This window comes from Thermogemmatispora argillosa (assembly GCF_059696725.1).
Genome location: NZ_AP019377.1, coordinates 4,108,039 through 4,130,432 on the forward strand (window position 1 = coordinate 4,108,039; position 22,394 = coordinate 4,130,432).

Genomic DNA, 22,394 nt, shown 5'->3' on the forward strand with positions numbered 1-22,394 from the left:
TCGCATTTGAAGTGGTAGCGTTATCACCCTTATATTTGCACGTATTTGTTTAGTAGCTGCTCAAGAATGCGGCTGTAGTGAGTTTTTTTCCATTCCTCGTCATCGATACGTTCCACCATAAACTGCAGGTGAGCGATTCTGGCAATGTCCATCAGGTTAGCCATTCCCTCTAATTGGCGCTTGGCTGCGCTCTCAGAATGTTGCTGCCAGGCACCGAAGAAGCTGGAAAGCCCTGAAAGCGTGCTTGTGATAAGGCCCCCGCCGATCAGTGCCGGGTTGGCGCCTCGGAATAAGATGAAGAAGAAGATGATCAATGTGATGCACATGCATGCGCAATTTATCCCGAAGAAAACTCGTGAAAACTTCTGGGAGGATCGTGCTTCTTCATAGAAGGAGCGGAGATACTGATTGATGCGCGTAACGATGCTGTTAAGGTAGCGATCGGAGAGGGTGCGCACGCTTGATGCAAGCTTTTTATCTTCTGCAGTGCTTTCTTCTTCTCTTTCTGATTCGAAAATATCTTCCATTGTGCTTTTGATCTTACTAATATCTGAGGATGCTTTAACAAGCTGCTCCAAAGCCTTGTCCTTGCTCTCCTGAATAGTCTGCAGGAGACGCGTTTCCAGAGTCTGCAAGCTCGTGCGAAGCTCCCCGGCCAGACCGTCGATGGCAGGAGTGACCTGGTTGGAGAGCGTAGCTGTAACTGTTTGCTCTAAAGCGCTCAGCTGATCCTGGAGGGCTTGATGATGGTGAGCGAGCCTCTGCTGAAAGCCTTCATCCGCGCGCTGCTGGTACGGAGCCAATTGCTGTGCCACGACATGAGCTATTGACTGCTCCTGCTTGGTTACCAATTGCTCTAGAGAGGCCTGCCACTTCTGTTCCTGGTCCTCGATCAAGGTAATCGCTCGCAGTATCTGCTGAGCTAGCTCGCTGTCGTTCTGAAGAATCTTCTCTTCTAGGTACCGTGCGTCCTGGCTCAGGCTCTCTTTCAGTTGCTGGAGTTGCTCACTCAGTGGTTGAGTCTCACGGGAAATGGCCTTAAGCCACTCGCTGATCGTTTGGAGCGAGGTTGCGAGCGAGGTCAGGTCTTGCTGCCGAGGAACCTGCTCAAGTGCCTCCTGGAGAGCCTGGATTCTCTCGACTAAACCTTCTGTCTCTGGCTCACGACCTTCAGCACCCGGATAGCCAGGGGTCCAATCCGCGCAGCCCCAGCGTTCGTTATAGTTGAGCATTTCATGGTACCTTAGTACTCGGCAATACTTGCCACCCGTGTTATCCGAAAGTAGCTCGATGGCCTCGCCCTCTGGCATTCTTCCCCCGCCGTTGACTATCGTCACCACCCAGCCCCAGGAGTCCATCATCTCCGCTCTGCAAGGAACACGTGTGGCAATTACCAAGGCTCCATCTTTCCGGCGCGCGTGGATCACAGGCATATTCTCGACCCTGGCAAGCTCTGTAAAGCTGCTCATGACGGCTCTTCTCCGTACCTCACTCTAGCGCTGGCTGGCATCAATTCCTATACTAAGTCTTTCGCTTCGGAGGAAAACTGATCAAGCTCAATTGCAAAATAAATTTTGGAATATGCTAATGTAAAAGTCAAGCCATAATCTGTAAGCAAAATCGCGTGTCCGATGACCGTTGGTCCTCCTGCCGATAACGAGAGGCTGGCCTGCCTGCTCGCCAGTCACTGCGCGATCGAAGCGTCAAGGTACCTGGTTCCCCTGCGCTCCTTTCTGTTACACTGGCCTGGAAAGTCAGATAGATTGAATTCTAGCTTAGAATGCCGCTCCTCTTAGGAAAGGAGGTCAACCACAGCATGAAATCCTTCAGAAGATCGCCATCAGCTTTTACTGCTGAAGCAGGAGCACAAGAAGGGGAAGGAAGCCAACAACAGCGATGGCAGCGCCTGGAGACAAGCTATCGGGCATACTACTGGTCGCATGAAGATTGGCTAGCACTACTGCGCGTAAGCGAACTGGTTGCGCGTCGCCTGGAAGAGGCCGGCCCAAAGATAGACTTCTCCGGGCTGGTACGAGCCAGGATAAACGCTGAGGGCGGGGCCGAGGTATTATACGGCTGGCGATCTCGCGCTGGCGAGTCAGATTCGGCAGGGAAAAAGAGGATAAGGGCGGGAATCCAGTAGAGGCCTTTCCCGCTACCCTACAGCCGCTAGGCGCGCACCGGCAACCCTAAGAGCTGGCGTGTCAACTGAATATGACCCAGATGGAGAGCGCAATGCTCTACTGCATGCAAGAGGGCATCACGCACTATCAACGGGCGATCGGACGGGGCGTAGCGGTAGGTCGTTGGCTCACTCACTGGCTCCTGCAGGCGGCCATCCGGCAGCGTGTCTAAAACCTCGTGCATCGCTCGCAGCCATCGCTCATAGCGCTCTTTCAGTTCTGAAAAGCTGCCCCGAGCCCGAAACTCGGCGGCACGATCGCGAGCGATCTGACGCTGTCCAACAAGGGCCAGCACCCAGTACTCGGCGGCTCCGACCAGGTGGGTTGCCAGTGCGAAGAGGGTATTAGTCTCAGGCAAGGTTAGCTGCCGGTTCAGATCGGCCTCCGGCACGTCTTCGAGCTGGAAAAGGACATCGCGTGTGAGGCGCTCCAGAATATGGGCAAAGCAAGTTCCTTCGCTCACGCTCATCGAACTTCCTCCATCAAGAAAAGAAGAGCTGGCAGAAAGAAGAGGGAAGCAGAGCATGGCCTCGGCCCAGCATCCGCTGTTTGCTATCGTATCACCTGGGAGAGCCAGCGTACAGGGGGGAGCTATGGGAGGCGCAGATGGGCCTTATTCCTGGCGGCAGATCAGGCCAAGATTGTGCTCTGCAGCCAGGCGTACTGCTGTCAGCAAGCTCGCGCCGTGAGCTGGAAGCACCTCATCAATCAAGCGAGGCTCCTGGGCTGAGGTCAGCCCCTGGCGGAAGAGGTCATAGTCCCTGGCAGCGACCTCGGGGTCTGGAGCGGAAGCAGTGCGCAGGCAGTCAGCCAGTCGTCTGACTTCGATAGGGGTCAGGTAGCCGATATAATGGCACAACGAGGTCCTACTTAAGAAGTCCGTCTGACCAGGCACTATCAGGCCATCTTCGAACGGCAGAGCCCGCCGTCCACAGGCCAGGTACTCAAAAAGTGCCAGTGCCGCCGGTGAGATAGTTGCCAGCCAGCCACGCAGCCGCAACATGTTTGGGTGCTGTCCGAGAGAGAGGCCGACTGGCGACGATGGCGATTGGTCCGGCCCGGCGCCAGGACCAGCAAGCTCAAAGTAGGCTTCGCTCAACTGGTAGGAGCTGTCAGCCTGTTCCTCTGCAGACTGGCTGAGCAGTGCCACGCCGCTCCTCCTGGGAGCTTGTTGCAGCTCTCTTGCCGCCGCGGCCTCGGTCAGCATCTCGCCGCGCAGACAGTAATGCTCGACGATGGCGCCCCAGACAGCCGCCAGCGCCTCTGAAGGACGATGGAGGTGGGGCACATGGCGATAGAGGTAGCGATCGCTAAGGGCCGTGAACTCCTCGGCGGAACAGAGCAAGCGATATTCGTAAAGGCTATGGGGACCGCGAGGTAAAGCAGCGACAAAGGCCAATGCCCGTGGCCAGGTACGGGCGGCTTGCATGGCCGCGGGCAGAAAGCTCTCCTCATAGGCCAGACGCGTGCTAGCGTAAAGTGCTTCGACCGCCGTCGCATCATTGGCCGTCAGCCAGCGCGCAAAAGCAGGCATCACCTGATCGCGGTAGCTCCACCAGTCAAAGCCGTAAATTACCATCGCTCTTGCTCTTCTTGCTCTCTTCTGCTCCCTTACTAGGGGCCGCCAGCTTCGGCCTCAACCCGTTGACTCAGCTAGCAACCTGGTACGGGCCATCTGGCAGAGCAGACGCTGAAGAGGCTGGTACTGGACCATCCTCTCTGTAACCCTACTCTACCTTTATCGTACTCGCATATGAGGATTTTCCCAAACTGTTAGCTCTATGGTACTCTGGAAAGGAACAGCGGGCTAGCGCTCCTGGCTCCGCCGCCCCTCCTTTCTTTCCAGAGGTGAAAGGTGCAACTGCTCCTGTATTTTAGAAAAGAGGATTGCTTTGGGCAAGGATGAACTGATTGTAATATGCACGATATTTTCTGCTAAGGAGCTGATAGCCTTATGGCTGAGCAAGAGCATACTGAGAGAAGAGAACAGATTATTCCTGATTTCTACGATCAGGAGACGCAGCTTTTTGAAGAATTCAGCGAACCTGAGCCTGCGCGTCCCTGGTGGCGGCAGCGGCGCTGGCAGGTAGTCATCAGCCTTATTTTGCTGTTCCTGATCATCGGGGGGAGCATCCTCACGGTGGTAGCTCTCCGAAGAGGAAGAGTAACCTACCAATACCAGCGTGTCACACGCGGGACCTTTACACAGGTGGTCAGCGCCACCGGGACCTTGCAGGGAACCGTCTATAACGTCAACGCTCCTACCAGTGGCAAGATCAGCGCGCTCTATGTTAGTGTGGGCCAGCAGGTGCGCGCTGGTCAGGTGCTCGCCAAACTCGACTCGACTTCGCTGCAGGACGCCGTCAACCAGGCCCAGGCTCAAGTAAATGCGGCTCAGACAGCGCTCGCGGATGCTCAGAATAACCTCAGCAAAGTTCAGGCCCAGGCCAATGCCAGTCTGGCCACCGCCTATGACCAAGAGCAGAATGCTCTCTATAACTGTGACCATCCGGCCTTGAATCAATCAGTGCCACCGAATTGCAAGCAACTGGCCGAGGACCAGTATGCCCAGGCTCAAAGCCAGGCCGAGGCGCAGATCGCTTCAGCTCAAGCGCAAGTCGACAACGCCCAAAGCCAGTTGAAGACGGCTCAGGCCCAGCTAGCGACAGCGCAGCATAACCTGAGCCTGACGACCATTACAGCGCCCCACGCTGGCGTCGTAGCCACCATCAACGGCAGTGTAGGCAGCTATCCTGGCGGGCCTATTGGAGGAACTACAAGTAGCCTCAGTGGTACCAGTCAAAGCACTGGCCCAAGTGCGGGGACAACGAGTACGGCGGCAAGCCCCGCCACAGCGGCCTTTATTCAACTAGTCGATCTCTCCACCCTCCAAATCACAGCCAATGTCAACGAGGCTGATATCGGAGCTGTGAACACCGGCCAGCAGGTCCACTTTACGGTCAGTGCCTATGGTAATCGCCAATTCAGTGGTACCATTCGCGCCATCTCCCCGCTTGGTCAAAGTGTCTCCAATGTCGTGACCTATCCGGTCACCATCGATGTCGACCTCAGCAGTGCGCGCGATGCGCATCTGCTTCCTGGGATGACTGCCAACCTGACTATTACTACGCTTCAACACGAGGACGTCCTGCTCATCCCTACCGATGCCGTCAATTTTGCGCGCAATGCTGCCACTCTAAGCGAGCGCAACGGCTCGCCGGTCATCGACCCGGCTCAGATCAAAGCCGCCTCGGCTCAGGCGCGTCAGTTGCTGCAAGACCTGCGAAACCTTCCGCCGGGCGAGCAACCGACGCCCGGTTACGTGCTAGAGCGCTCTGGCGAACACTGGATCGTCAAGCCGGTAGTGTTGGGATTGACCGATGGCAATACGTATGAGGTCCTGGCCGGTTTAGAGGTCGGTGAAAGTATTGTGACCGGGGCACAAGGCGGGCCATTCACCGCTCTGACTCAGGTAGGCAGCTAGACGGCTGCTGTGGTCTAATAGAGGCGGAGATGGCAGTGAGGGGCTGAGCAAGCGCCAGGCTGCAAGCTTGCAAGCTGCACGTCGATATAACGAGAGCACCACTCAATCCAGTCTGACGAAGAAGAAGGTTCATAACAGACGCTCATGGCTCACTCGGGCTTACTCAGGGCGTACTCTCAGCCTTGAAAGGCGAGGCAGTGACAGACTGCTGTTGAGAAGGAGCTGAGGCTCAAACCTAGAGAGAAGAGAAGCAGTATGGCTGACAAAGAAATACAACTGGTGCAGGGAGATCAACAACCCTCGCCTGTGGGCCAGCGGCGCCCGCCGATCGTCCTTGTACGCAACCTCACCAAGATCTACCGCCTGGGCGAAACGATGGTGCCAGCGCTGCGCGGCGTCTCGCTGGCCGTCAGGGCAGGCGAGTTTGTGGCGATCATGGGACCTTCCGGCTCGGGCAAAACGACCTTTATGAACCTGCTCGGCTGCCTGGATCGCCCAACCAGTGGCGACTATTGGCTTGTAGGGCGCAAAGTCAGTCAGATGACCCCGGATGAGCTGGCCGACGTGCGCAATCGACGCATCGGTTTTGTCTTTCAAAGCTTTCATCTGCTTGCCCGCTCGACAGCCCTGCAGAATGTGGCCCTTCCCTTGATGTACGCTGGACTACCGCGCGCTGAGCAAGAGCGGAGGGCGCGCCGTGCCCTGGAGTTAGTCGGCCTGGGCAGCCGCCTGCACCATCGACCCTCACAGCTGTCCGGGGGACAGCAGCAGCGCGTCGCCATCGCGCGCGCTCTGGTCAATAATCCTGCCCTGCTGTTGGCGGATGAACCGACCGGCAATCTTGATAGTCGAACCAGTGTCGAGATTATGGCTATCTTACAAACGCTCAACGCCCGTGGTCTGACGATTGTCCTGGTAACGCATGAGGCTGACATCGCCGCCTATGCACACCGGCGCATTCTCTTCCGTGATGGACAGATAGTCAGCGATGAGCCGGTGACAGCGACGCGCTCGGCCCATACCGAACTGCTCCAGTTACATCAGGCCAGTGGCGATGGCTATCGAGCGCTTCCTTCGGAGGGAGAGCAATGAGCGATCCGGTTGAGCAGGAACGTCAGATAAGCATCAGCGCAGACCTGCCGGAGCGGCAGGTCCGCGAGCGCGGTGACTCCCAGACAGCTCAGGCTCTGCCCGTGGGGAGCAGAAAGCAGCAGCCGAGGCGCTGGGGGAGACGCCGGGGCAGCCTCTTTGTCGCCAATCTGGCGAGCGCCTTTGAAGCTCTCTGGGCCAATCGCCTGCGCTCGCTATTGACCACCCTTGGCGTCGTCATCGGCGTAGCCGCCGTGATCGCCGCGATGACCCTGACCCAAGGTGCCAGTGTCCTGATTCAGGCGCGCCTGAATGTCTTGGGCACCAACACTTTGCTGATCATCCCAGGTGCAGCCACCAGCAGTGGAGCTTTTAGCTCGCTTGGCACGCAGCCGAGCCTGACCCAAGGGGATGCCGATGCCCTGGCCTCCATTGCCCATGTCGTCCAGGTTTCACCGGTGCTCTCCGTTGCGGCCCAAGTGGTCTATGGCAGCCAGAACTGGAATACGCGCATCCAGGGTGTCTATCCGGGCTACCAACAGATCCAGGGCTGGGAGATCGCGCGCGGACGCTGGTTAAATGCTCACGATGAACTGGCGGGCTTACCTGTGGCGGTGCTCGGCCAGGTAGTGGCTAACAGCCTCTTTGCCCCCTCGGGTACCGACCCTGTGGGCCAAATGATCCGCATCGGCACCCAAATGTTTCGCGTAGTTGGCGTGCTACAGCCCAAAGGCTCCTTTGGCGCCTTTACGCAGGATGACGTAATTTTTGTCCCCTTTACTGCGGCCTCGATGCGTCTCAAGAACACCGGCTATGTCGATCAGATTCAAGTCCTGGTCGATAAAGCTGAACATGTCGATGATGTACAAAGAGCAGTCAATGCCACGCTCTTAAAACGCCACCGCATCAACGCCGGCAGTCCTGCCGACTTCCAGATTCGCAATGCTAACCAGTTACTTCAGACGGCACGCCAGGCAACTCAGACCCTGACCCTGCTCCTGGTTGGAATCGCAGGTATCTCTTTGACAGTGGGCGGGATCGGCATCATGAATATCATGCTGGTCTCGGTCACGGAACGGACACGTGAGATTGGCCTGCGGATGGCGGTCGGGGCCCGGCGCAAAGATATTCGCAATCAGTTTCTGATTGAGGCGCTGACGCTCAGCTCGCTCGGCGGCATTCTAGGAATTATCCTTGGCCTGGTGGTGGGCTGGCTCATGACGACCAATTTTGGCGTGCCCTTTGTGCCGCAGCCGTTGTCGATCATGCTCGCTTTTGGAGTCTCGGCCCTGGTGGGGGTGACATTCGGCTTTTACCCGGCGGTGCGTGCGGCGCGCCTCGACCCAATTATCGCCTTGCGCACTGAGTAAGGGGTAAGCGTGCGAGCCAGGTTACGCCGGGGGAACAGAGGCAGAGCAGGGCAGCTCTCTGGGGCCGCGCGAGAGCTAGCCACTGCTCATATGCCTGGCTGGCTGGCTTAGGCCCGCTCCCGCAGGCTCTCTCAGCGGGGCGGAGTGCCTTGCTGAACCGACAACGCCAAAGCTAGCGGAGATGCGGCGATCTCCTCTTTCCCTATAGCTGACGGCTACGAATGCTTTGGGAGCCAGTCTTGGCCCTCGGAAGGAGCCTTATTGTCAGTCTTGTCACTCAGGCTGGCTAGCCAGGGGGGCAAGGTTGAGGCTCCTGGCTCTGTCTGGCGCTCGCCGGTAGACCCCTCGCCTGCCAGCCCCGGCTGTGGCGAGAGCTGCTGAGGGGGCGGCTCGTGGAAACCGCTGCTGGGAGAGAGGGAGAGGCCCTCGGCAGGAACCAGGCTGGTGGTTGGAAAGAGGAAGTTCCCATTGAAGGGGCTGGTTCCGTGGGGCGGAAAGGCGAGATTGGAGGCGACCGGTAGCTCGCCTGTCGTTGGCATCAGGCTTGTCGTGGGAAAGAGGAAGTTGCGCTTGAGACGACTGGAAGAGCGAGAGCTGCCACCGCTAGCTGACGGGGAGACGGCAGGGCGCCGCGCAGTATCTTCCAGCGAGCCGGAGGCAAGTCCGTTCTGCCTGTGCTGAGCGGCGGAAGAGCTGCCCGGGGTGACAGTCAGCCCGGTAGGTAGGAGAGGCAGGTCATGGCCAGATAAAGGTGATGGCGTGGTCAGCGCCGGCGTTGGGGCTGCAGGGGACGATGGACCTGGCGTTGGGGTGGGAACTGCCGGCTGCATTTGGGTTGGCGCGGCGGCAAAGGCCTCACCAGGCGCGTTGGCGTTGCCTAGACGCAGCGGCTGCTGTTGGGTAGAACCGGCCCCGGCGGTAGCAGGCTGCCAGCTATTATTCAGCATGGTGCCGCTGGGGCTACCCTCGACAGGCAAGGGCAGAGGATTGCCCGCCAGGTCGCGATCTCCAGCCAGGCTCTCTGGACTGCGGGTCCGGCGCCAGGGGCGCGCTCCCGAGGCCAGGCGTGGACGCGGCAATGGCTCAGGCGCAATATAGTGGCGCAAGAGCAGCACGCCTACGAGAATCAACGCCAGAAGGAGCAAGACCGCAGCCGTAATCACTGGTAGAAAGCTCAGGTTATTGCGCTGAGCGATGCGCGTCGTAGCTGTAGCATTATTGTCGTTGTTCTGCTGACCACCACTGGTATCGTTCGACAGGGCGGGTGCTGCGGTCGGCGAGGCCGTTGCCTGACTGGTGGCAGTCGGTTTAGCGGTCGCCGTGGGGGTCACTGTGGCCGCTGCGGTCGCGCTGGCAGTCGGGACGGGGGCCACGGTTGGCGATACACTGCGCGTCGGCGCCGGGGCGGGAGTACTCGTCTTCGTCGGCTGCGCCGTCGGTGCGGATGTCGGAGAGGGAGAAGGCGGCGTCGTCGGCTGCGGCGAGGGCGTAGGGGAGGGCGTAGCCGAAGGGACCTCCGTGGGGACAGGGGTGCCTGTCGGCACGTCATCTACTGGCTGCAAAAGAGGGATCTGGGGGCCTGATGCTGCATACATCGGCACAAGATTAGCCAGCACGCCGATCACGGAAACCGATAGCAGACAAGCACAGATGGTGAGCGTGAGCGTTCGTAATAAAAATCTCCCCAGGTCGGGGTCGGTCTGTCTAAACATCGATCCCTACCTCTCTGCACCGGCGGTCATTGCCGGTCAGCGGTTGGTGCGCACAAGAGTGCCGCGTGCTCGACATGGAGCGCGACCGGCAGGCTCAAGGCGATGGCTGGTCCGGTCCTTGTTCTTGCTCATGGCCGTATGCTTGCCTGGTCCTGCTGCCATCGCCCTAGAGGGGAGTATAAAATATGCGTCTCAGACGGTCAAGCAATCTGAAGAGGATATCCAAATGTACTAGTCGAAATGTGAATGTTTGGGACCCATTGACCTTGAGCGAGCCTGCGCCAATCTGATGGAGAACACACCCAAGTGGGTCTATCTGGTAATATCCTGGTCTTGCCTCTTCTCTGGCTCTTCCTCTATGAGATGTATTTATATATATGAATTAAAAGCTGAGAATGATAGGTCTGCTATGAAGTGCTCGCGTCTTTGGCGCTCACCTGATGAGTGCAGCCCAATCCACTCCAGGCAGGTACTTGAAGGATAGAGAGGAGAAGCTGCTCATGGAATATGACCGGTGTGCTGCTGACGAGATCGATGTCGTAACCGGTGCCTTTAGCTACACTGGTCAATATATCGCGCGTCGCTTGCTGGCCCTCGGCTAGCGGAGGCAGGCCGGAGCTATGCCTCGGAGCTGGCGCGCCACTATCGCTAGATGGACAAAAGCAAAGCGAGCGAAGCGCAGAAGAGCGGCAGGAGAGGTCGGGCCGAGCTATGGCCCTTGTCTGTCTTGATTCTGACCGCTCTTCTGCGTTCAGCGTCCTCAGTTGTGTGCCGAGGCCGGTCCAACCAACTACTCTTGTTGGTTCGGGGACTGACCGCGACCCGGCAGAACCGATAAGCCGCCCTGTACCTGGCGCATTAAGGCCTCTAGCTCAACCTCTGTGGGAGCTGCGCTGATCTGCTCATCTGGCGCAGCAGCGGGCAGGCCCTCTTCACTTCTCTGGGACTGCTCAGCTTGCCGGGCTGGTCCCGAACCGCTCTCGGATCGCCCGCCGTTCGACGCTCGCCGAAGGCTGGCGAGAGGGAGCGTGATGCCCTCGTGAAGTGCATGAAAGCTCAGGCTGGCTGATCTGTGGCGACGCCGGTACTGCAGGAAGCTGCCAAGCAGCCCGAAAAGGAGCAGGCCGCCGACTGTAGTGCCCACCATCCAGGGAAGCGCCTGACTGAACGGCGAAGACGAGCTGGTCGGCAGCGTGCCCCGGGACTGGGTTCCTGCCTTGGTGCTGGCGGTGGCGATGGCCGGCATGCGGTTAGTGCTGGCGTCGGCAGTGGCCGTAGCCTGGGTAGACGTTGGGGTAGGAGCACGCGTCGGCGTCGGATTGGGGGTTGTCGCCACTATGGTCGGGGGCATAGCTGTTGATGCCGGTGCGGGAGCCGGGTTGATCGTGAAAGAGACGCTGGCGCTCAGGGTAGGGGGTGAACCGCTTCCGACGCTGGCCTTGATTTGAGCTGAACCAACCAGCCCATTGGGAATGAGAATGGTACGCGTAAAGTTCCCCTGGCCATCGCTTGTGACGCTACCCAAATTGATGCTTGTGGTGCCAGCTTGCAAAACCAGCGTTACCTGGGTGCCGCCGGGCAGAAAGTTGCTGCCGCTGATGGTCGCCATCTGGCCTGCTGTGACTTTTGTTGGGCTGATGCTCAAGCTTGGGGAGGCGCTTGACAGCAGCGTATAGCTACCTGCCGACGTCGGCGTGGCCCCGATCAGCGCACAGATTTTGTAGGTACCTGGGGCCAGGTTGTCTGGCAACACCAGCCAGCCGCTAAAGTTGCCGTTCTGCACCGTGCCAGGCTGGCTGGTACTTACTGGCGTATAGCCGAGCAAGCAATCTTGCTGGCTGTAGCCAAAAGACACCTGTGACCCGTCGCTCAACTGAGTCCAGCCCGAGCCACTAACCGTAATCACGGTCCCTGCTGGCCCCGAACTGGGGCTACTGCTCAGCGTTCCACTGTCCCTGCTCGCGGCCTGAGCTGTATCGAGGCCGCTCATAACAACCAGTAGCCAGGCTACCACCAGCCCTGCGAAGAGGAGGCCCGAGCCTCTCTTGAGGTCGTTGCCAAGATATCGCACTCTACACGGCCTTCGGCGCGCCGGGCGCTGTTCACGGCTCTGACTGGTTGCGCGCAAGGCCGCGACTGTCTTTCTTGGGTACGCCATTCTGCTGTGAAAATAGCTCCCGCGTGCGGGAGCCTGACCGCTATGATGTGCGGTGATTGTGTATAAATCCATCCTTATTCAGTGTAAGGATGCATTTCCCTATGTGTCAAGAAAGCACGCATAGACCCTTGCCAGAAAGGCTATGCCTCGATCAATTCTATGGTCACCTCATAGCTGAGGCCGCCGGGCGCGCCGCTGGAGAGCGGAACCTGCTGGCTATGCAGGTCACAAACGCTTTCGGCGTAGTAATCGAAGTGTACAGCAATAGGGGGGCCGCCGGTTGGCTCAATAAAGAGAAGTGTACGCCCTGTCGAGGAGAGATAGCTCATGCGCAGGGCATCGCGATAGTCCTGACCACTAAGGCCTGTAGGGCGACCATCGTAGCCGACAAGATCATTGAGGCAGAGGATCGTCATAGTCCAGGTTCGGCGGCCTGGACCCAGGTCAACATAAGCCTCGCCCCCGTCGGCGCGCACGGTAGCCCGGCGAATACGCGGCTGCGTCATGCGATAGCTACCCGGTTTCAGGAAGTAGCCGGCCCCATCCAGAATAATTTCGCAATCGACGCCAATGGTGGGCATAGAGACTAGCCCTCCTCATTGCGGAAGTCTATGTCTGTGTTAGGATGAGCGGCAGAGCTAACCGTAGGGGGAAATGGCTCTTTCTCGATAATGCGGCTGGCCTGAGTGCAATAGCCACGCTGGTCATGGATACTGACCAGTTCGCCATCGATGGTGATGTAAAGACCGCGCTGCTGCAGGGCCAGGCGAATCGTACCGATGATCTGGCTCAGACGCAGATTCTCTTTCTCCAGGGTGGCCAGGCGGTCCTTGAGCGCGTCAATTTCATGTTGCATGACGCTGATGACGCGTGCCTTAACCTCATCGGCGGTACGGGCAAAGCCGTGGTGATAGGCGACGAAGGCCCCAGTGATCAGCGCCAGCGTAATAAACACATTGGTCAGGCTCAAGAAATCTTGCATAGGCTGTGCAGCTCCTTCCTACAGAGGCCGTTTGGCCTGGCACTCTCAGTCGCTAGCCGGCTAGAGCCGTGCCCAGTGGACCGGGATATCGCCCCAGTGGACACGGGCTGCGCTGGCAAAGTCGCGCTGATTGCGGATCTCCTGCAAGCGTGCCTCAAACTGGGCTCGCCGTGCAGCGATAGTCTGTTGCCAGGCCCGAGGGATAGAGGTGTCATCTAGATGATCATGTAGCTCCCCATCCTGGAAGCTGAAGTTATCGTTCGTGGGCACCTGATACGCCTCCATTGCATAGAGACTGGCCCCCAGCACGATCAAATCGCGATGCACTTCGGGAATAGTAGAGCCACTGGCGTCGAGCTGATGCCTGGTGGCATAGAAGATGCGCATGACCAGCGTGTCATCGCGGGGCAGCTCGGCGCTGGAGAGCTTAAGAGTGAAACTCGGTGTCTGCGCGGCGGGTTGACCCTGGCCGCCGACTGCCAGAGCTGTGCTGCTCTCGAAAAGATTGGAATATTCGGCGAAATCGCGCTCCTGGGGTGGCCAGAGCATGACGCCGCTGGTATTGACGCTTGGGGCCCGGGGTCGGCCTGCGAGGACGCTATCGGATAGAGCATCAAGGTAGCTGGTGCTGCTATTATCGGCCAGGGTCGCCAGCAGCAGCAGAGTGCTACCGCCGGCCTGGGTGCGGTAGAGATTGCGCCCGATGATGGTGTGCGCAGCGCTAGGGCCGGGGCTGGACTGCACTGGTCCGAGAGGAATATTGTTCAGTACGACGCTGCCGTTATTCACCGCTGTGACGCTCGTGACAGGCGAAGGGGTGGTCTCCCCACCTTCGCTAAGAAAGGTGACGGCATACTGATAGAGACCGGCGCTCAGGGCGCCGCCGCTGCCAGGGCTGGCGCTCATGCTGCCTGGCGGTGGCTGGAAGGCGCTGCCGTAGGCCTGCAGTGGGTAGATGATGCGTTCGATCCACCAGACTGGATAGCCTGGATTCCAGGGCTGGGGATAGGGGTAGGTCCGCTGGTAGGGGCGTGTATTCATATCGCAGTAGCCAATATTGGGATAATACTGGCTATAGCGGATCACGGCCTTATCGATGGCGCGCTCAAGGTCGGCGTCCGACCAGCGCTGATTAGGACCAGCCGGATCGAAGAGGTCTAGGCGCAGAGCGTTCAGCATCTCCGAGAGGTTCATCTGAGCTGGCGATCTCCTTGCTGGATTGAGGTGGTATGAAAACCTGCCTGCCTCGCGCGAGAGGGAGCCTATTGGGTCGGCAGAGGGAAAGCGGACCCTGCCCTGATCGGCTCGGCTCGACCTGGTCTGGCTCCTTCTCGTCGCGACGGGCGGACAGGCTGGTCAGCTCACTAGCTGACGTAGCCACAGGTGATCAGCGTGACTGTGCAGGTGGCGCCCACAGCCCGGATGTCGATTTGGCCGTTACTATCGAGCGGGAGCAGCGCCTGACCTTGCCAGCGCGCGCTTGTGGAGAGCAGATCACCGCAGGTGACTGTCTGGGCAAGGTTGCCTCCATGCGGGGCGATATCCAGATGAGCTGGCTGGCTGCTAGCGGTAAAGGAGATCTTAGCCAGGGCGGCCAGGGCGCCAGCCGGAATACCGCTATTGCCGCCAGTGAGTGTAAAGGTAGCGGTAGCTCCGTTGCTGATAACGACATTGTTAAGCTGAGACGTGCCGTTCAGCAGGGTCAAGCGGCCCGGGGGTGGCGTGGGCAGGCCGCTGAGACCATTGGCGTAGGTGGCGATCACCACAGCATCTTGAGGGTTGTGCTCATCGAAAAAGAGCACCGCGCACAAAGCTCCGACAAGGCTGCTGCTCCCATCGAGGCTATTAGCTACCGGGATGCCCTGTAGCATGTGAGACGTCGCCTCGAAGAGCAGAACCGCAGCTTGATAGGTGTTGGGGTTGAACGCCTGAATAATGCCGCGCCTGATGGTGACTCCCATCTTTAGCCTACCTTCTCGCAGGAACGCTATGAGGAGATCACTAGGCATCGTTGGCGCCCTGCCCAGGCTGTGGAGCTGCGTCGGTTCCGACACAGGCATGGAAGCTGGCCGCCGTATAGCTCGTACCGAGCAAGGCGTTAAGGGCCGCTGCGATGTTGGCAAAGGTCTGGCTACCCGAGGGGTCAACACGGCAAAAAATGCCGTCTTGAGGGAGCATCGCATCGCTCGTCGTCTGAAAAATGCACATGGTACGCGGATTGAGGTAGCTGCCTGCTGGCACCGTGCTTCCCCCATTGTAGCGCCCGTAGACAAATTCAAGGATATCCATCATACAGTGGGTCAACTCCTTTCTTTCTGCTGTGTTATTGCGCTGCACTGGCAATGGCCACGGCCGGGGTAGCTGTAGAACGCTGCTAGACTTCGAGCCATTTCAGCGCGGCGGCCCAGCTATTGCTACTGGTTGCCACGTAGATGGCCAGGCCGCTGCCAGGGGGCAAGATGACCAGCGCACCGTTACTGAGGAAATCGATGGTGGTGTTAGAGACGAGCAGCAGGGTATCGAGCTGGTTACCCGCTGGCGTCACATTGCTGTTGCTCATGCTAACACTGGCGACGCTGGCGGGCCCGCCCGCTTTGAGATTGAGAGGCGTGAGAGCAGTGCCGAGGGCCGGGTCGCTGCTCGTCAAATTGAGCTGATGCCAGCTTGAGGCGGCCTCAGCCACGCGCGCTGAGAAGACCAGCAAGGTCTTGCCAGAGCTGCTCGGATTGAATAGGCTGAGGCCGGTGGTAGCAGTAGCTGTGCTTGTCTGCTTACCAGTAGTGACGCTGTAGCCCTGGCCGTTGCTCAGCCATTCGTTGAACTGTTGGCGCACAAAAACAGGATTGCTGACGCTGGGGGCAGCGCCGTTCCACTGAGCAATATTGACCTGGGTGCGTCCGGCGCTGTCGAGTAAGACGGGAGTATCGCCGGCGCTGCTGCTCTTGCCGTAGTTAGAGACCCGCAGCTCATTACTGCTGTCCAGGCCCGGTGCGACGCCGCCGATCTGGGCGACATTGATGGCCTGGTTAGGCACCAACTGCAGGCGCCCGCCGCTATCGATGGCCAGCAGGTTGCTGCCGCTCCCGTCGGCCAGCCTGACCTGTCCGATGAGGTTGCTGCCTGCCGGAAGAGCTGGCAGACTATTGACGCTGACGATCTGGCGCCCGGCGCTATCGAGGAGGACAGGAGTATCGCCGGGGGCGCTGCTTTTGCCGTAGAGGCTGACGCCAAGGCGATTAGCCCCGGCGCCGTCAGCCTGGGGGGCAACGCCGTTGAGCTGGTTCAGGTTCACGTTCTGCTCGGCAGCGGCATTGAGCGTTGCGGTGGTTTTCAAGTTCCCCTGGGCGTCGACCTGGAGCGCCTGACCCAGGCCAGCGGGGTTCACGCCGCCAATCAGCAGCGAGCCGTCGCCGTTAAGGTAGCCTGACATGGGGCTGCCTCCTTCAAAGCTAGATGCCGCGATAGAGACCGCGATAGTCGACGACAGCGCCTCCGTACTCATGGCGGATTTTGTACGAAATGACATCCTGAGTAAAATTCAGCCCGTAGAGAGGCTGATCCTGGATGAAGAGCACGGGGTTAACCTGTCCGCCGACAAAACCGATTTCGATGGTGTCGACCTCGCGCGGGTCAGCTACAAGGAACCATTGTGTTGGGCTAGTCAGCTGAGGCGAGACAATAGGGGTGACGTAGCCCATCATGGGGTTGATGTCGTTGTTGGGCGAGCCGGGGATACCTGCGGAGCGCGTGGCAATCATGGCGGTCCACTCTAGCTCAGGGGGAACAACCAGGTAGCGTGGACGCAGCCCGATCCGCTTGCCGGCAAAGTTGGTCTGCTCTCGCATAGCGGTGACTCCCGCCTGCATAGCAGCGGTCGAAAGCGCGGCGTTGCCTAGATTGTTGTGCGGGTTGCCGGTCGTAAAGAGGGGAGAGCCATCGTAGATGGTGGGATTGCCCGAGAGGAAGCCGTAGACGAATTCGGCCAGGGTATAGGCGGCAGCGACGGCCAGCTTTGTCGGAATCTGGCGAATGGCCATCAGGTCGTCATTGATGATGGTTTCGCGCGAGATGGTGACCAGGTTGCCGCGCTTCATAGGAACATAGGTGGCGGCTGTGTCGGTCAGACTGAGGGTCGTGTAAGCGGTGTCTTCGGCCACGGTCGAGAGACTGCCGAAGGCGCCCAGGCGCACGCGCGTCTGTTGCTTGAAGTCTTTGATCGGCACAATGGTACAGAATTTCTGCCACTCTGCCGGCCAGGCCTGATAATCTTTGAGCAGTCGCTTGTTCATGGATGTGCCAAGCAGGTAGCTAAAAGAGGCGGTAGTGAGGTCGCCTTCGCTGATGCGCATCAGTGGGGCATGTTCTCCGATGCGGATCTGCCCCAACAAGCTGCGCTCAGAGAAGCCGCTGACGCTCGGATCGCCGGTAACGCGGGCGTAGGCCTCGCGGATGCTGGTGAAGCCGCGAATATTGCCGAGGCGGCTGGTATCGATCTCCAGATCGAACATGCGGTCAAAGGCGGCCTGGATTTTTTCCGCCTCGGTGATTTGCTCGCTGATCTCGGGACGCGTGTAGCCGTGGTCGCGCACAAGGCCGGCGGTGACCAGCTCGGCGAGGATATGGCGCTGTTCGGCAATAGCCTCGTCCAGTTCGGCGACTTCGAAAATGCGCCCCTCGTAGCGGCGGCGCAGGTGTTGCTTGACGACCTCGGGCAGGTGGACCTCCTGCAGGCGTTGCTCCAAAGTCAGGCGGGCCCGCTCAAGGCGAAGTTCTTGTAAGAGGGCCTCAAAATTGGGAGCAGAGGTAACCTCCGCTTGCTCATGGATTGGGCCAGACAGGTTGGACGGGCTGGGCGCCTGACTGTGCTGAGGATCGTTGATCGGACCGACCGTGTTGAGAGGCGTGTTGATCTGGGCATCGCTCATGGGGAGACCTCGCGGGTTGGCAATGGAGGCCGGCGCACTTGGTACAGGGGCGTCGGCCTGCTGGTTGGACGGATAATCGTGGAGGATGCGGCGAATACCGCCGCCGGCGCTGGGGCGAGTGACGATGTCGCAGGAGTTGAGGGTGCTGACGCTGATGACTTCGCGCAGCGGGCGGCTGCCATCCTGGCTCTCGCGCAGTTGCCAGGTGCCGTAGATGTCGATCGAGAGGCCGATCAGATTCGGCTGGCCGAGAGCGCAGGCCTCGCGAATCAGGCGCCAGAGCCAGTCGGCGGATTCCAGAATGTGCAGGGTGGCATCGACGCGTCCGGGTTCGCTAGCCGTGGGTGGCACGTAGCGCGGAGTGCGGTAGAAGCCAACGATGTCGCGCACGGAGCGAGCGCGACTCTCGCTATCGTTGGGAGCGTGATCAACGTAGGCGTGAGCGTTATCAAGCAGGATGGCAAGGCGCTGGAGAATAGCCTCACTGTAGTAGTAACCGTTAAGGCTCGCGCCGCCGCGAATGGCGGTCACCAGCAAGTCGCGGCGGCTATCCTGCTGACTGAGGTCCTGCTCTTCGCGAATGAAGCCATCAATACGGATAGGTCCCCGCTCAAGCGTGGAGGATGGGCCGGCTTTACCGCTTTCCTGGGAGAGGGTTGGCTCTAGGGGATGGTCTGGCCGTTGTTGCTCAGTAAGCATCAGGCGCCTCCTGCTCGGGCGCAAGCCCTCTCTCTGCTGAGAGCAGGGCCAGCAGCAGCGGGGCAAGGTGCCGCAGGCGATGGGTCATGCGGTCCTGGGTCGTGCGCGTCTCCTCGTAGCGCAGGTCGGACGGGAGTGACTGAGCATCGGGACTGCTCTCAATAAGGGCAGCTATATGCTGGGCCAGCGTGGCGGGTGCTTCGCCGATGGCCGGCGTGGCGCTGACCTTGCCAAGGGCGTGCTCGCTCGTGGGAAAGCGCCGCAGGCTGGGGGGAAAGATTGGCGCCAGCAGGTCGGCCAGCGGTGGATCAGGCTGTTCGGCGGGCGGTAGCTCTAGCGGGGTGGGAGCAGGCTCCAGTAAAGCTGGCCGCGGAGGATCTGGTTGCTCTGGATCGGGCAAGGTTAGCGCGGGCAGCCCAGGCTCAGCGGCTGAGAGTGGGGGAACGTTGAAATCGGGGAGCTGGTAATCGGTCATGGTGGACCTCCTGACAGGGGCGGGAGAGTTGGCGGGACAGCCTGGCCTGGTCGCAGAGCAGACCGGAGACGAGAGCGATCGGATTGCGAAGCAAGCCAGCGCTCGAAGGAGAGAAATCGGCGATGCAGCCGCGAATAGAGGGTGAGCGCCGCTGTGCAGACATATTCATCATGCAAGAAAGGACAGATCATGGGTGGGCGCGAGAGGGCACACTCACCGCTGCCTTGCCGGAACGTGAGGGGGCACGCCGGAGGCCGTTTCGTGGTTGCATCGTGCGGCGGCAAGCAAGAAGAGCTTACCGCTTGATAAGTATAGCAGAGGCCTGCTCAGAAGTCAAGCCTTTGCGGCATTGGCCCCTTGCCTGCTTCAGGCAGGCTGGAACAGGCCAGCAGAGACATCTCCTTGACAGGTTGCTTGCTATAGCCTATACTTGGCTTAGCTGGCAGTTTGCCACCTGCCGCATCCTCGCCTATCGCGCACGGCTTGGGAGAGCGCTGGGCTTGCGTTCCCTGGCCGTGCCGCATCTTGCTCGCTCACCCCTCTCGTGGCCTACGGCGCTGTAGTCCTGGCCACCTGACCTGTCACTTGCCTCAAAGCCCTGATTGTCTCTTCTTCAGCATCTTCTCAAAGAGGAGGCCTCTATGCTCCGGCCATTCTCCCTACGTACCTGGCTTTCCCGTCGTCGCAGCATGGCGCCCCTTCTATCCAGTCCTCGCCCTGGCGCTGCTGCTCTTGAACCTCCAGCGCTCGACCGCATCAGTGAGCAGTTCAATCCGACGGCCTTCGCCTCTGGTCCCACGCAAGAAGATTGGTATTGGGGGCGCCTGGCAACGGGAGGGGAAGAAGACTACTTCTGGCGCCGCCTTTCCGATAGCTGCTATCAAAAAGACCCATTGCCCGCAACCTACCTTGAGCTACACAACCAATACTACGAGGCCTACAACGCCAATCCTCTGGCCTTTGCCATTATCGAAATCACCACCAGCTTTGTCATGGGCAAAGGCGTCACCATCGCCGCCCGTGATCCGCGAGTGCAGCGCGTCTTGCTCGACTTCTGGCATGATCCTGAAAACCACATGGAGACGCGGGTCTACTCTCTCTGCACCGAGTTGGCTCTGTACGGAGAACAATTCATCCGTTTCTTTGTCAATCCTTACAATGGGCGGGTCACCATTCGCCAGATAGATCCTTCGCTAATTGATGAGATCGAAACCGACCCTGAAGATAGCGAAAAGCCCCTACGCTTTCATCGCCGTCCCATTGGCCCGGCGGTCTGCCTCCCCGACGACCTCAGCCAGCGCCTCGCTGTTTCATCCAAGGGCCAGGCGAACCCGTTGGCGGCCTCTCTCGAAGGGCAATGGTTCAAGGCCGGTGAAGAGGTCGTACAGTTCGCCATTAATAAGGTCTCTAGCGCCAAGCGCGGCAAAAGCGATCTGGCTACCTTGCTACCCTGGCTGCGTCGTTACAAAGACTGGCTGACCGACCGCGTACGCATCAACAAGTACAAGGGAGCTTTCTTGTGGGACGTGCGCCTACAGGGAGCCGATCGCAAGACCATTGAGCGTAAGAAGATGGAATATAGCTATCCGCCGGAACCAGGCAGCGTGATCATCCACAATGAGGCCGAGACCTGGTCGGCCATCAGACCCGAGATCAATGCTAACGAGGCTGCCGAAGATGGGCGGGCCATTAAGCTGATGATCGCTGTTGGCGCTCAACTGCCAGAGCATTACCTTTCCGACGGCAGCTATGGCAATCGGGCCACGGCCGCTGAAATGGGTCTGCCCACACTGCTCAAATTCCAGCGCCGGCAATATGTCATGCGTGCTATGCTGCGCACTATCCTTGACCGCGTCCTGCAAGAGGCCTGCCGTGCGGGCCTTTTATCCTCAGAGGTCGACAAGCACTATGACATCATCTTCCCCGAAATCGAGATAACCAATCATGCTACCCTGGCCAGCGCCGTACAGATGCTGGTCTCAGCTCTCAGTGCCGCGAAAGGCCAGGGCTGGATCAGTGACGAAACGGCCATGCGCCTCATCTTCCAGTTCGCTGGCGAAGAAATCGATGTGCACGAAGAGCGGGGGCGCATCAGTCGGCAGAACAGCCAGCCTGAGCCGTAAAGCCTGCCTGCTGTCTTCGTCCTCCGCCTGCCTCTTCTCTCTTCACAGCAGATTGGTGGCCTGCCAACTCAAAGGAGGTTGTCACCATGTCTTACCCTCTTCCTCAGAGGCCTCTCCCTGGCCATAGCCGTCGTCGGCAGCGGACTTGGTCGCCTGCGCTCACCAGCTCAGCGACTCAGGCTCTTCCCTCGTTCGTCAGTCGCCGGGGGCTGGCCTTTCATGCTCGCCATCAGGGTAACCCGCTCGCGCGCCATCACCACAATCGCGACCTCATCCCGTACACCTCGGCCTCTCGGTTCTGGTGGGCTGAAGAAGGTGGCGACCAGGAGCATCAGTTTCCCATGTGAGAGCCTGCTTTTACTTGAGCGCTCCAAAGCCAGGGCCAGATAAGATGAGCATGGATCGCTCATTCTTCTGGCCTATGCTCATCGAAATGTTCAGTATCACCCTGAAAAAGCGGAGATTCTACCGCAGTTGCAAAGAAAACATCCTCATCAAGCTGATCGTCTCTGAACGCCTGTACCGGCCCCCTCCATCTTCAATGAGAGTCCACCGCGAGAGGGCTGACAGCAGGCAGCCCGGAGGGTTGGCATCCTGCAAAGAGATGGGCAGGGTGAGCAACTTGACACGATGTTAGCCCTGGCCTGCTCAAAGGCGAGAGAAAGGAGATCCAGATATCCATGCCACTCGACGCCCGCAAAACTCAGCACGTACTCCAGCTCATCAATCGCAGCTACGCAGGGCGCCAGCGCAGCCTTGTCGCTGTTGTCCTCAGCGCCGGCAGCTATAGCTACCGGCTCATTCAAGGCATTGTACGCCCCCTGCATAGCCTTGATCCCCAGGTCTATGACAGCAGTGGTCAGCCGCCGCGACCCGAAGCCGATCTCTTGCTCATTGCCCCTCTGGGAACCGACTTCAGCGGCGTCGTCTACCTGGCCGATTGCACTATGGCCAGCGCCAGCGCCGTAGCTGCAGCTCCCAAATATGAGCTGATCGAAGCCGTGCCTGTGGGCCTGCTGCCCGGAGGAACGCACCTGCGTGTCCTCCTGCGCCGCCTGCGCTGAGCCACAGGCTCTAGCGACGTCTGTGATAGATAGATGAGATCACCTGCCGCTCAGCAACGCGGCAGGATTGCTTTCAAGCTCTGCCTATGATATGCTCTCATTGAGAGTCTAATTGCATCTTTATCCCGTA

19 protein-coding genes are annotated in these 22,394 nt (G+C 59.3%); 5 read left to right on the plus strand and 14 right to left on the minus strand.

Annotated elements, in window-relative coordinates:
• Positions 1-29 precede the first annotated feature (29 nt).
• The 3 genes from AC6H1L_RS16030 to AC6H1L_RS16040 all read right to left on the minus strand — a co-directional run bounded on the left by AC6H1L_RS16030 (position 30) and on the right by AC6H1L_RS16040 (position 3,762).
• On the minus strand, positions 30-1,469 hold the full coding sequence (locus tag AC6H1L_RS16030; protein ID WP_497598490.1) for a hypothetical protein: 1,440 nt from the start codon (positions 1,467-1,469) through the stop codon (positions 30-32).
• 700 nt (positions 1,470-2,169) lie between these two features.
• Positions 2,170-2,652 (minus strand): DinB family protein, encoded by a 483-nt coding sequence (locus AC6H1L_RS16035; RefSeq protein ID WP_497598491.1) that lies wholly within the window; start codon positions 2,650-2,652, stop codon positions 2,170-2,172.
• Between the two features lie 144 nt (positions 2,653-2,796).
• Positions 2,797-3,762: a hypothetical protein gene (locus AC6H1L_RS16040; protein WP_497598492.1), complete on the minus strand. Its 966-nt coding sequence runs from the start codon at positions 3,760-3,762 to the stop codon at positions 2,797-2,799.
• A 375-nt stretch (positions 3,763-4,137) separates the two neighbouring features.
• Here AC6H1L_RS16040 and AC6H1L_RS16045 point away from each other — a divergent pair, with 375 nt between their 5' ends.
• The 3 genes from AC6H1L_RS16045 to AC6H1L_RS16055 all read left to right on the plus strand — a co-directional run bounded on the left by AC6H1L_RS16045 (position 4,138) and on the right by AC6H1L_RS16055 (position 8,126).
• The gene (locus AC6H1L_RS16045; RefSeq protein ID WP_497598493.1) at positions 4,138-5,667 is read left to right on the plus strand and encodes an efflux RND transporter periplasmic adaptor subunit; all 1,530 of its coding nucleotides are present in this window, start codon (positions 4,138-4,140) and stop codon (positions 5,665-5,667) included.
• Between the two features lie 327 nt (positions 5,668-5,994).
• Entirely contained in the window at positions 5,995-6,759 is a 765-nt protein-coding gene (locus tag AC6H1L_RS16050) for an ABC transporter ATP-binding protein (RefSeq protein ID WP_497601557.1), read from the plus strand.
• Positions 6,756-8,126, plus strand: a complete 1,371-nt coding sequence (locus tag AC6H1L_RS16055; RefSeq protein WP_497598494.1) for an ABC transporter permease — start codon at positions 6,756-6,758, stop codon at positions 8,124-8,126. Before AC6H1L_RS16050 ends, AC6H1L_RS16055 begins: the two co-directional genes overlap by 4 nt.
• A 215-nt stretch (positions 8,127-8,341) precedes the next feature.
• Here the strand turns inward: AC6H1L_RS16055 and AC6H1L_RS16060 are convergent, their stop codons facing one another.
• From AC6H1L_RS16060 to AC6H1L_RS16105, 10 genes are all read right to left on the minus strand, one after another.
• On the minus strand, positions 8,342-9,838 hold the full coding sequence (locus AC6H1L_RS16060; RefSeq protein WP_497598495.1) for a hypothetical protein: 1,497 nt from the start codon (positions 9,836-9,838) through the stop codon (positions 8,342-8,344).
• 790 nt (positions 9,839-10,628) lie between these two features.
• A complete protein-coding gene (locus AC6H1L_RS16065; RefSeq protein ID WP_497598496.1) occupies positions 10,629-11,909 on the minus strand; it encodes a hypothetical protein in 1,281 nt (426 codons plus the stop codon).
• 227 nt (positions 11,910-12,136) lie between these two features.
• A complete protein-coding gene (locus tag AC6H1L_RS16070; RefSeq protein ID WP_497598497.1) occupies positions 12,137-12,577 on the minus strand; it encodes a hypothetical protein in 441 nt (146 codons plus the stop codon).
• Positions 12,578-12,582: 5 nt separating this feature from the next.
• Positions 12,583-12,978 (minus strand): hypothetical protein, encoded by a 396-nt coding sequence (locus AC6H1L_RS16075; protein WP_497598498.1) that lies wholly within the window; start codon positions 12,976-12,978, stop codon positions 12,583-12,585.
• Between the two features lie 60 nt (positions 12,979-13,038).
• Positions 13,039-14,172, minus strand: a complete 1,134-nt coding sequence (locus AC6H1L_RS16080) for a hypothetical protein (protein ID WP_497598499.1) — start codon at positions 14,170-14,172, stop codon at positions 13,039-13,041.
• A 170-nt stretch (positions 14,173-14,342) separates the two neighbouring features.
• Positions 14,343-14,939, minus strand: coding sequence for a hypothetical protein (locus AC6H1L_RS16085; RefSeq protein ID WP_497598500.1), 597 nt, complete (start codon positions 14,937-14,939; stop codon positions 14,343-14,345).
• 40 nt (positions 14,940-14,979) lie between these two features.
• A complete protein-coding gene (locus AC6H1L_RS16090; RefSeq protein ID WP_497598501.1) occupies positions 14,980-15,270 on the minus strand; it encodes a hypothetical protein in 291 nt (96 codons plus the stop codon).
• Positions 15,271-15,352: 82 nt separating this feature from the next.
• Positions 15,353-16,408, minus strand: a complete 1,056-nt coding sequence (locus AC6H1L_RS16095; protein WP_497598502.1) for a hypothetical protein — start codon at positions 16,406-16,408, stop codon at positions 15,353-15,355.
• Between the two features lie 19 nt (positions 16,409-16,427).
• A complete protein-coding gene (locus AC6H1L_RS16100; protein WP_497598503.1) occupies positions 16,428-18,602 on the minus strand; it encodes a phage major capsid protein in 2,175 nt (724 codons plus the stop codon).
• Positions 18,592-19,077 (minus strand): hypothetical protein, encoded by a 486-nt coding sequence (locus tag AC6H1L_RS16105; protein ID WP_497598504.1) that lies wholly within the window; start codon positions 19,075-19,077, stop codon positions 18,592-18,594. The genes AC6H1L_RS16100 and AC6H1L_RS16105 overlap by 11 nt, the downstream gene beginning before the upstream one ends.
• Before the next feature lie 641 nt (positions 19,078-19,718).
• On the opposite strand from AC6H1L_RS16105, the gene AC6H1L_RS16110 reads away from it, so the two are divergent.
• Entirely contained in the window at positions 19,719-21,200 is a 1,482-nt protein-coding gene (locus AC6H1L_RS16110; protein WP_497598505.1) for a hypothetical protein, read from the plus strand.
• A 167-nt stretch (positions 21,201-21,367) separates the two neighbouring features.
• Here the strand turns inward: AC6H1L_RS16110 and AC6H1L_RS16115 are convergent, their stop codons facing one another.
• Positions 21,368-21,610, minus strand: coding sequence for a hypothetical protein (locus tag AC6H1L_RS16115; RefSeq protein ID WP_497598506.1), 243 nt, complete (start codon positions 21,608-21,610; stop codon positions 21,368-21,370).
• A gap of 270 nt (positions 21,611-21,880) precedes the next feature.
• On the opposite strand from AC6H1L_RS16115, the gene AC6H1L_RS16120 reads away from it, so the two are divergent.
• Complete coding sequence (locus AC6H1L_RS16120) at positions 21,881-22,264, plus strand: hypothetical protein (RefSeq protein ID WP_497598507.1); 384 nt, start codon at positions 21,881-21,883, stop codon at positions 22,262-22,264.
• Positions 22,265-22,394: the final 130 nt, after the last annotated feature.